Here is a 9,155-nt window from a genome sequence, read left to right as displayed (position 1 = left end):
CCAAGCAATTCCTCGGCCGGCAGCGTCGTCATTCGCACCAGCTGGAGCCGCCGGTTACGCATGAGCAGATCCTCCAGCAAGGTCGCCATACGATCGGGCGGCACCAGCTGTTTCGCAGCTGACTGCAGCCCGGCGTCGAGGGCTGCGATCTTCTTCTCGATTTCCTCAATCCGTGCCCGCACCTGCGCATCGGGATGGGCGGCAAGCTGCGCCTCCAGCGCCGTGAGCTGCGTCGCCCCCTGAACCAGTTCAATCTGCTGTTCGGCAATGCTGCTCTTGATGCCGGCATTCTGGCGCGACCAGCTGCTCAGCAAGCTGTCCGCGACGACCAGCGTCAGGGCAACGATGGCGACAGCCACCATCATGCGCTCGCGTAGCGACAGGGCGTCGTACTTCTGTAGCTGGGCGGCCAGCGCTTTTTTCATCTCTGGGGGGACCCTTCGCGCAGCGTAGCGCCGTCCGCGCCGGCTCGCGACGAAGTTGCCGTCAACATGAACGCGTGAAATGGCGGCAGATCCGGCACCGCCTCCTGTCCCCCCTGAGCCGCGGCCGATGCCCGCCTTGCGGGTTCTTCTCCACCCACCAGTTGTACGTTCAATGCGGCGAAGGAACGACCCCGCAGTACGGGTTCGCCATTGAGGCCACGAATGTAAGCGGGAAGCCGATCCGGATTCAGTGTGCGCCCTTCGAGGGTGATGTCGCGACCACCCTCGGCCATCTCCAAGCCAACCATCCACAGGCCTTCCTGCGTCTGGCGGGCAAAGGCGATGAGGAATTCTGAAAACCCCTCCGGGGAGCCCAGCGCGCCACTCGCCATGGCTTCTCGTACGCGCTCGCGGCCGCGCAGCGTCGCCTCTGCGCGCCGCAGGGCGGCTTGCGTCTCGCTGCTCACCTTGCGGCTGGCGATTTCGTCATTGAGGCGGGACAACGCCTCCTGTCTGGTGGTCAATTCTTCGCCAACGCGCTTGGCCTCAACGGCGAGCTGAGCATTGTCCCAGCGCAGCAGACCACCGTACAGCCCAAGCAGCAGCACCATGACGCTGAGGCCACCGAGGAGGGATTTCCCGGTCAGCCACTCGCGCTTGAGGCGCAGCGCCGGGTTGAACAGGTTCATCTGCTGCGTCATCCTGCGGCGTTCCGTTTGCTCATGCGCGCACCTCGAAACCGCGCAAGGCCGCACCCAGCAAATAAAAGCACTGCGCTTGGCGGCTGGTCGCTCGAAGCTCGGGCACCTTGATCAAATCCATGACCTTGCCGAGATCGGTTGCCTCCACCGAGACGTAGAGATTCTGCGCCAGATAGGTGGCCAAACCGACCTCCTCTGGCAAGGGCATCACCATCAGTTGTGCGAGGTTGATGTAGGAGCGCTGATGTCCGAAAGTATCGAGCGAACGCTGCGTTTCGAGCACGATACGGTCGAACAAGGTCTGACGCTCCTCTGCGCCAGCCCTCAACAACTGCTCGAGCGTTATCTCCAGCCGCCGGAAAGCCTGTAACTCGCCGGCACAGGTAAACGTCAGCAGCCCTCCCTCGTCGGAAAAACCGAGCATGGCGATACCGCGCCCAGGCGGCTCGTACAGTACGGAGAGATTGCGCTGCGCGGTTTCGGGGACATCGATCGCCTCGATGTCTATCCTGGCCTTTTGCAGTGTCTGGATTCGCGCAGCGAGCAGCTGGTTCGGTGCGCAGGCAACGAAGACGATACGGCTGCGCGTGCTGCCGCCTTCCTCTGCCGACACCTCCAGAATATCGAGTGTGGCGTGCTCAACAGGGAAGTCGACCATGCCTTTGATGTGCCAGCGCATGGCCTCTTTCATTTCCTGCGCCGGGACGTCCGGCGGGTCAACCTGCAGGAACTGGTATTCCCCGAAGCGCAGACTGGTAGTGCTGTGATAGTGGTCGAGACCGAGCTGTTTGCAGAGCCGCGAATAGGTGTCGACCTCGCCGCCTTCCGTCCTGAAGGATTCGTAGAGCGTCACCTCCGGCCGACCGCCCGCACCGACGTGGATGTGAGTCAGATCCACCACACCCTTGCGGCTTGCAACGGCGAGCCAGCCGTCCCGCTTGGTGCTGCCGAAAATTCTCATTTCACGTTAAATTAGGCATATAACCATAGGAAAATAAAGATTTTCACCCAGATTGTCAAACTAATTGTCAGGGTCGATCTGACACCATTGCGCTAACGTGTGAGTTCACGCCTGTAGATCAGGCGCTCACGGTAGACGCCGAAGGTCGCACGCGCAGCGGCGTTGTCGTCGTAGACCCTGCCATCCGCCAACTGATCGACGCCGTCCCAGCGGCCCAGCAGCCACGCCGGGGTGGTCATGATGATATCTGCGCAACCGCGCACATTCGGTGCCCCAAGCGTCAGCGTGGCAACGCCGTTCAGCAACAAGCTGCCGATGCCGGCCAACGCAGGGTTCAGCGTGCATGCCGAGGGCGCGGCATTCAGGGTCACCGCGCCGACCGTCGAACAATTATCCGCAGCATTGGTGATGAATCCCGTGCCGTTCCAGAATTCATTGCGCACCGTCAGCGGCAGCGCGCGCAGCTCCGAACCGTGCGCATTCAGCAGGTGCAAGCGACCAAACCGCGCACTGGTCGCGGCACCAACCGATTTGGCATTACAGGGCGCGCAGGCGCCCGCCGTTGCCACATCCATATCCAAGCCGTTCAACGCCACCGCATCGAGATCCGTCAGGCGAACCCCCAGTCGCAGGCTATCGAAAGGCCCGTCCGGATCGTCCGGGGTCGCACGGCGCAGGGCGGCTGCCGCCGTGTTGACCAGATAAGTGCCGTTGCCCCAGAGCGGGGACGGCGCCGGCACATCCAGACGATTGGAGAGATCGACCCCATTGTTGGCGTTTTCTGCCTGCCAGACGACGCTCGCCAGGTTCGCCGGGAAGCCCGCGCTGTGGTAGTTCACGGTGACCGCACCGGCAGCGTTCTGCGCCTGGATACTCGCACTCAGATTCTGGAAAGACTGATTCATGTAGGTGAAGGGCGGCGCGCCGGCCGCGCAGGCAGCGGCCACGCTACCCGCGGTCAAGGTGAAATGATCCGGGACGAAGCGACCGACCGCGCTGATGGTGGAATAGGCGGTGCGTTCGGCAACGCTGGAGCCGTCGCCGGCATCGACGGCGGCGAAGCTGTCGTCGGACGCCTGCAACTGGATAACGCCGCTTTCGCTATACGTGGCGGTGTTCGAAGCCACCGTGCCACCACTACCGGAAAACACCCCCGCGCTGAGGATGCAAGTCGGACAGACGCCCAACGCCGGCAGGACAAAACCGACGAGCTTCGCTGCCGGCGTACCATCGTAGCGGGTTGCCACTGCGCTCAGCGCGTTGTAGCCGGTCACGGTGATCGAAAAGGGCTGCCCGGCCTTGTGTACCGTGCCGCCCGGGTATCCGGAATTGTTCAGTGTCCGCGCCACGCCCGCCGTCTGCCAATCCTGATCTCTGACCGCCAGACCGAGCGCCACGGGCCGAAGGGCAAAGTTGTCGGTCGAGCAACCGATCGCGGTCGCCGCGCCGACCGCCGGATAGGTCATCCTCACCCTCACGTCACGCCAGGCGTTGTTCTCGGTCAAGCTGATGTTCTTGCGGCCGCTATCGGCGATGGCGAAAGATAGCGTCGCTGGCGCCAAACCCGGCAGCGGCGCCCAGCTCGCTCGACAGCCATTGGGGTCGAGCACGCCGCTGTTGTTGGAGGCATCCAGTAGTTCAATCTTCACATCGCCGACGAACGCCGTTGCGACCGCCGTTCTGGCCAGATCGAGCGCCACGATCGCCAGATCGAACGCCTGACCCGCCACCTTGGTGTGAACCACCCCCGCGATACCCGCGGGAGTGAGCGTATCGAAGGCGTTGAAGCTGCCCGGAATCACCGCGCCGCCGCACGGGTGGATGGCGTTGTACTGCAGCAGCACCTGACTCTGCGTCATCTCGCCGTCGAACACGTTCACTTCATCGATGCGACTGCGGAATCGATATCCGCTGTCGGCTTGCCAGCCGCTGACGCGCAAATTGCTATTGACCAGCGCATTGCCCAGCGCCGGCGTGCTCTGCCGCTGCGTCAGCGTCTGCGACACGCCATCGATGTAGAGCTTGTTGGCAGTCACGCTGCCATTGGTGAACACCGCCGAAACGTACACCCAACGGTTTGCCAAGCCTGCGGAACTGATGCCGAAGACGTCGCTGTTCGCCGTATTGAACCCGAAATAACCGTTCACCAGCCACAGGTCGTGACGATTCCAGCCGATCGGCATGACACTGTTGGTACCGTTCCAGTACATCCAGAAGGACACCGTTGTACTGGCGCCGACCGCCGTATTGGCGGCCACCGGCAGGTTGAGGGCACCGCCAGCGAGCTCGCCGTAGCCGCAGGTACCGGGATTGCCGGCCCGCGCGGGACTTGCCGTCGCTGGCACGGGCAAGGGCGCGCCAAGCGCCTGACCATGACGCAAGTTGCCGCTCGAATCCTCAACCTCTCCGGCAGCGCCGGTCCAGGCCGTCTCCTCCAGGCGGTAGTGCGCCAGCGTGGCACAGGAGGCGCAGCTGCGGGCAGGCGCAGTAGCTATACTCGCGACCTGAGTGGCATCCAGCGCGCCGTCGTAAATACGGAACTCATCGACGCCACCATTGAACCAGCCAGAGGCACCGCCGCCGACAGCGCCATCCTCGTTGGCAGGCCCTCCCCCGGAGCTACGCAATCCAGGATGGATATTGGCATAGGTGCTGGTCAGACCGGTCGCTACCAGGCTGCCATTGATGTACAGCCTCGGCTGCCGCGCCTGATAGACCACGACAACATGCGTCCAGCCACTGACGGCACCGGACCAGACCAGCAGGGCCGGCATGTAGCTGTTATTGAAATGTTCATAGACCGAAACGCCGTTTGTACCCACCGAAACCCCGGCACCGGCATTGCCGCCTCCCCATGCATTGGCACCTCTGGCTGGATAGAGCGCATAGTGCTGGCCCGATGAACCGCTGTTGCCGCTGCTCGACTGACTGTCGATCTCATGGCTCGCGGACGGATTGACCCAGAAGGCAATGGTGAAGTCGTTGGTGATGGCGTCGGCGAAGCTGCTCACCGAGGTGATGCGGGTGGGGGCGACGCCGTTGAACAGGCCACCTTTGCAAACGCGCCCGGCGCCGGTGTTCGCGACGCCTTCCGGCGTGCCGTTGTTGCCGTTGCCGCTGGCATCCAACACCTCGCCGGGCACGCTGCCGAGCGCACACTCATCGAGGTGCCATTCCAGCGTCAGGCGTGGCGCACAGCTATGGACCTCGTTGAACAGGGTCGCCACCTCGGCAGGGGTCAGTTGACCGTCATACACCTTGACCTCGTCGATGCGACCGGAGAAACGATAGCTGCTGTCGGTCTGCCAGCCACCGACCCGCAAGGTCGAGCTGACCACTGCCGAGGCATTCGCAGGCGTGCTCTGGCGCTGCGTCAGCGCCTGTGCCACGCCATCGATATACAGCGCATTGGCCGCAACGCTGCCGTTGGTGAACTCCGCCACCACGTGCACCCAGCGGTTGGCCAACCCGGCCGAAGCGACACCGAAAACATCGCTGTTGCCGGTGTTGAAACCGAAGTGACCATTGACCAGCCACAGATCGTGCCGATTCCAGCCGATCGGCATGACGCTGTTGGTACCGTCCCAGTACATCCAGAACGACACGCTGGTCCTTGCACCCGGGGCCGTATTCACCGGCAACCCGCCCATGCTCAGGGCGCCACCATTACCGGCCGGTCCGGGGAAACTGCCATAGGCACAGGTACCCGGCTTGCCGGGCCGGGCCGGCGCTGCGTCAAGCGGCGTCGGCAGCGGACTGCCGATGGCCTGTCCGTGCCGGCTGTTGCCACTGCTGTCACGCACCTCGGCGCCGGCTCCGGTCCACTGCAACTCCTCGAGACGGTATTCCCCGAGCAGGGTGGCTGCAGAAAGCTGTCCCGCCGCCAGGAGCAGCGCCAAAAGGATCATGCTGGCGAAACGCCTGCTCACCCGGTTCATCCTTCCACCGCCGCTTGCACCTGACGCTCGACGTAATCCGGCCCCGGCGCGGGATTCGGACACGCCCCGGCCGCCGGCTGGTTGCAGGCAGTCGAAGTCAATTGATAGATGTTCACCGGATTGCCGGCCTCCGTATGCACCGTCGATGCGCAGCCCACTGTAACCGTAAATACCGACAGCGATCCCGGCAGAGCGAGGCTCGTTGAAGCCGCGCAGGCACCGCCATTGCGCAGCACTTGCCAGGCACCCCACTCGATGCCAGCCTGCGCCGCCTGAAATCCGCGGGAGCCGAGTTCATCGAAAGCGGCGGTGGTCTGCTGGACGCGGAACATGCTGACGGCAAAAGCGCCGAGCGCGGCCAGGATGACGATCAGGAAGATCGCCGTGATGATGGAAAAGCCGCTCTGCCGCTTCATGGAAGGTTGCTCACATGAACCTGCGAAAACAGCGTTACCCGCTCGGGCGTCCCGGCTGGATCGGTCTGGGTCAGTTCCAGCCAGATCGACACGATGCCATTGCGTTGCGCCACGGCATTCGGCGCATAGGTGAAGTTGCACGCGCTCACCCCGGTGGCCAGCAGCGCCGAATTGCCACCGGCTGGAGGTGTCGCCTGCGCCGCCGTGATCGCATAGCCCCATTGCCGGGTCAGTGTCTGCGTCGCCGGATCGCAGATATACGTCACCGGCCCGGAAACGACCTGAAAGCGCCTGCTCGGCGAGGCCAGTGGAAAAATCAGGGTCTGGAAGCTGATCTGATCTTCGGCATTGGCGCCCGCGGTCGCTGCCGTGATGCGGCTCTTGTTGCCGCCGGTCACGCCACCGCTGGCGTAAGCGTCGGCACCGGCAAACCCCGGACCGAGGTTGTACACCACCAGAAAGTCGCCCGCCCCACCGCTGACAATGGTCGCCAGATCGGGCACCTGGCCGAGGCTACGGAAGCAACTGTCGGCGTTACCGATCTGCAAGGCATCGGTGTAGACGCCAGCGCCTATCGGGCAGCTTGTCGCGCCGCCGGACGGTTCCTCGCGGTAGCGTCCACCGGTCCGCACTTCGAGAAACTCGACATAGCAGAGGCCCGCTCCGCCACAGGCGCCGGCGACGCGCACGCTGTTGGGCAGCGCTGTCTGCAGGTCGCGGCTGAAGCGACGCACCGCCAGGTCGGCAATGTCAGTCAGGGCGGCACGGCGTGCGACGTCGAAATAACTGGCGATCGGCACCCGCAGAAAGACCGCGGCGGCAGCGGCCAGGATGCCGGTGAGCACCATTGCCACGATCAACTCGATCAGCGTGAAACCGCGACTGGTCGCGAGATCAGAGATTCGGCGCATAGCGGGTACGGATGCCATCCAGAGTCACGGCGGTATTGCCCGGGCCGGTGACGCTGACAGTGATCTGCTGTGAGTCGGTGGCCGGGATGCCGCCGAAGACCAACGGCGTCACAGTGACCACCACACTGTAGGCAGCCAGCCCGGCGATCGCCGTGCCATTGATATCCACAATGCCGCCCGCCATGGCGAAGCCGTTGTAATCGTTGACGTTGTCGAAAGGCGTGAGCACGGCATAGCGGCTCTCGCCCGCCTCAGGTCCCATCACTTCGACGGTCGCCGCACAACCGGTGGCGCCGACAAAGCTGCCCGTCGCCGTCGACGCATTCGCATCGTCGGCATCGCAGAACGAGAAGGGCATCAACCGCACTTCCTCGAGCAGCGACTCGGCAATCGCCAGCGCCTGCTTGCGGATCAAAGGGTCGGCACTCGCCCGGGAGGTGTTGGCGAAGAGCATCAGGATGCCGCCCGCTGCCACGCCAATGACGACGATGAACATGAGCACCTCGATCAGCGAGGTGCCACGGCAGTAGGCATTCCTCCCAACCAGCATATCAGTTGGTGATGTAGCCGGTCCCTGCAGCAACCGTAATCGGCAGCGCACGGCCGCTAAGGGTAAGCGTCACCGGTGCGGGCACCGCCTCGCCAAGACCATTGAAGCGGAAGTTCGCACTCAGGACGAGCGTGATGCCGGTGGGTACGTTGACCACATAGGGCGCCGACTGACCGGGGAGATTGACTACGCTGCTGCACGCGCCGCCGGCCAACACGCCAGGGTTGAAAGTCAGCGCCAGGCGGCCGGCAGCGCCGCCGCCGGCCGGGAGAAAATCGACGCAGACCTCACGCCGCTTGGCAATGGCGATCTTTTGCGCGTAGCGCAGGGTCGCCCTCACCTGATCTGAAAAGCCGCGCTGGGTAAACGCGGTGCTGTCCTGGAAGCGCGGAATGGCAATGGCGGCCAGAATGCCGATGATCACCAGGGTAACGACCAGCTCCACGGTGGTGAAGCCCGCTTCGCGGGCCCCATTCCGTGCCGCTGCCATGGTCTGTCCCGCTCAGCAACCCGCAGTGTTGGCTGCGTCGACCGGCCCGATGATTGGCACACCACCAACTGCCGCAGCCGTGTATTGCACCCTGCACGTCGCATTGGTGGTACCGGCCGCGTTGGTGCCCGGGCCACCCAGGACCTGAATGCCATTGGCGGCGCTGAAGGCATAACCCTGCGCTTGCAGCTCAGCAGCGGTAGGCGGGATGGTGTTCGTCGTCAGAGACGCGGCAACGATGCCGGCTAAGGCGTCCGTCGGGTAGAAGTTCGCTACGGCGACTACGCCACCCGCCACCGCCACCGTCCCGGTACCGGCAGCATTCACTGTGCCGCCGTTAATGGCTCCTTGGCCGGCACGCGCCTGCGCCGTACCAAAAACCATTGCTGAAGCACCCTGCATCGAGCCTTCGACGGCACGCAACTTGGCAACTCGCGCATCGCGTTGCAAATTGGTGAAACGCGGCAAGGCCGTCGCGGCAAGGATGCCGAGAATGACGATGACCACGACCAGTTCGATCAAGGTGAAACCACTCTGTTTGTTCATGACTTTCTCCATTCAGATCACTGCATATTTGCGAAGCATAAGCGATTATTGCCGGCGCACCTGAGAACTATTACGGTCTTTGCGAAAAAATCTTGATAGAAAAATGCATCCGAATGCCGAATCAACGAACCCGTTCTCCGAACCACAGCGCAGGAGACCGCGGCTGCAGCACCGGATTCGACCCATCCGCGGTCACGCGCACGGCAAACCTGAGCTC

At 63.5% G+C, this 9,155-nt stretch carries 8 protein-coding genes and 1 pseudogene; all 9 read right to left on the bottom strand.

Annotated elements, in window-relative coordinates; genetic code table 11:
- Positions 1–425, bottom strand: a pseudogene (locus RUW20_RS18680) (hypothetical protein); the annotation flags it as partial.
- Positions 422–1,126: a hypothetical protein gene (locus RUW20_RS18675; protein ID WP_313953726.1), complete on the bottom strand. Its 705-nt coding sequence runs from the start codon at positions 1,124–1,126 to the stop codon at positions 422–424. The gene RUW20_RS18675 and the pseudogene RUW20_RS18680, both read right to left, overlap by 4 nt.
- A gap of 19 nt (positions 1,127–1,145) precedes the next feature.
- Positions 1,146–2,087, bottom strand: a complete 942-nt coding sequence (locus tag RUW20_RS18670) for an agglutinin biogenesis protein MshI (RefSeq protein WP_313953725.1) — start codon at positions 2,085–2,087, stop codon at positions 1,146–1,148.
- Between the two features lie 92 nt (positions 2,088–2,179).
- Entirely contained in the window at positions 2,180–6,016 is a 3,837-nt protein-coding gene (locus tag RUW20_RS18665) for a LamG domain-containing protein (RefSeq protein WP_313953724.1), read from the bottom strand.
- A gap of 5 nt (positions 6,017–6,021) precedes the next feature.
- Positions 6,022–6,441, bottom strand: a complete 420-nt coding sequence (locus tag RUW20_RS18660; RefSeq protein ID WP_313953723.1) for an agglutinin biogenesis protein MshP — start codon at positions 6,439–6,441, stop codon at positions 6,022–6,024.
- On the bottom strand, positions 6,438–7,352 hold the full coding sequence (locus RUW20_RS18655; RefSeq protein ID WP_313953722.1) for a prepilin-type N-terminal cleavage/methylation domain-containing protein: 915 nt from the start codon (positions 7,350–7,352) through the stop codon (positions 6,438–6,440). The genes RUW20_RS18660 and RUW20_RS18655 overlap by 4 nt, the downstream gene beginning before the upstream one ends.
- Entirely contained in the window at positions 7,336–7,902 is a 567-nt protein-coding gene (locus RUW20_RS18650) for a type II secretion system protein (protein ID WP_313953721.1), read from the bottom strand. The genes RUW20_RS18655 and RUW20_RS18650 overlap by 17 nt, the downstream gene beginning before the upstream one ends.
- A gap of 1 nt (position 7,903) precedes the next feature.
- Positions 7,904–8,392 (bottom strand): prepilin-type N-terminal cleavage/methylation domain-containing protein, encoded by a 489-nt coding sequence (locus RUW20_RS18645; RefSeq protein WP_313953720.1) that lies wholly within the window; start codon positions 8,390–8,392, stop codon positions 7,904–7,906.
- A 12-nt stretch (positions 8,393–8,404) separates the two neighbouring features.
- The gene (locus RUW20_RS18640) at positions 8,405–8,938 is read right to left on the bottom strand and encodes a type II secretion system protein (protein WP_313953719.1); all 534 of its coding nucleotides are present in this window, start codon (positions 8,936–8,938) and stop codon (positions 8,405–8,407) included.
- Positions 8,939–9,155 lie beyond the last annotated feature (217 nt).

Source organism: Accumulibacter sp., assembly GCF_032229525.1.
GTDB lineage: Bacteria > Pseudomonadota > Gammaproteobacteria > Burkholderiales > Rhodocyclaceae > Accumulibacter.
Note: the sequence above shows the minus strand (reverse complement) of the source record. Positions and strands in the feature narration are given on the sequence as shown.

Bases quoted from the DNA above. Each gene is read 5' to 3' on its own strand.
- RUW20_RS18670 (WP_313953725.1), bottom strand. From the start codon at position 2,087: ATGAGAATTTTCGGCAGCACCAAGCGGGACGGCTGGCTCGCCGTTGCA.
- RUW20_RS18650 (WP_313953721.1), bottom strand. From the start codon at position 7,902: ATGCTGGTTGGGAGGAATGCCTACTGCCGTGGCACCTCGCTGATCGAG.
- RUW20_RS18660 (WP_313953723.1), bottom strand. From the start codon at position 6,441: ATGAAGCGGCAGAGCGGCTTTTCCATCATCACGGCGATCTTCCTGATC.
- RUW20_RS18675 (WP_313953726.1), bottom strand. From the start codon at position 1,126: ATGACGCAGCAGATGAACCTGTTCAACCCGGCGCTGCGCCTCAAGCGC.
- RUW20_RS18640 (WP_313953719.1), bottom strand. From the start codon at position 8,938: ATGAACAAACAGAGTGGTTTCACCTTGATCGAACTGGTCGTGGTCATC.
- RUW20_RS18645 (WP_313953720.1), bottom strand. From the start codon at position 8,392: ATGGCAGCGGCACGGAATGGGGCCCGCGAAGCGGGCTTCACCACCGTG.
- RUW20_RS18655 (WP_313953722.1), bottom strand. From the start codon at position 7,352: ATGCGCCGAATCTCTGATCTCGCGACCAGTCGCGGTTTCACGCTGATC.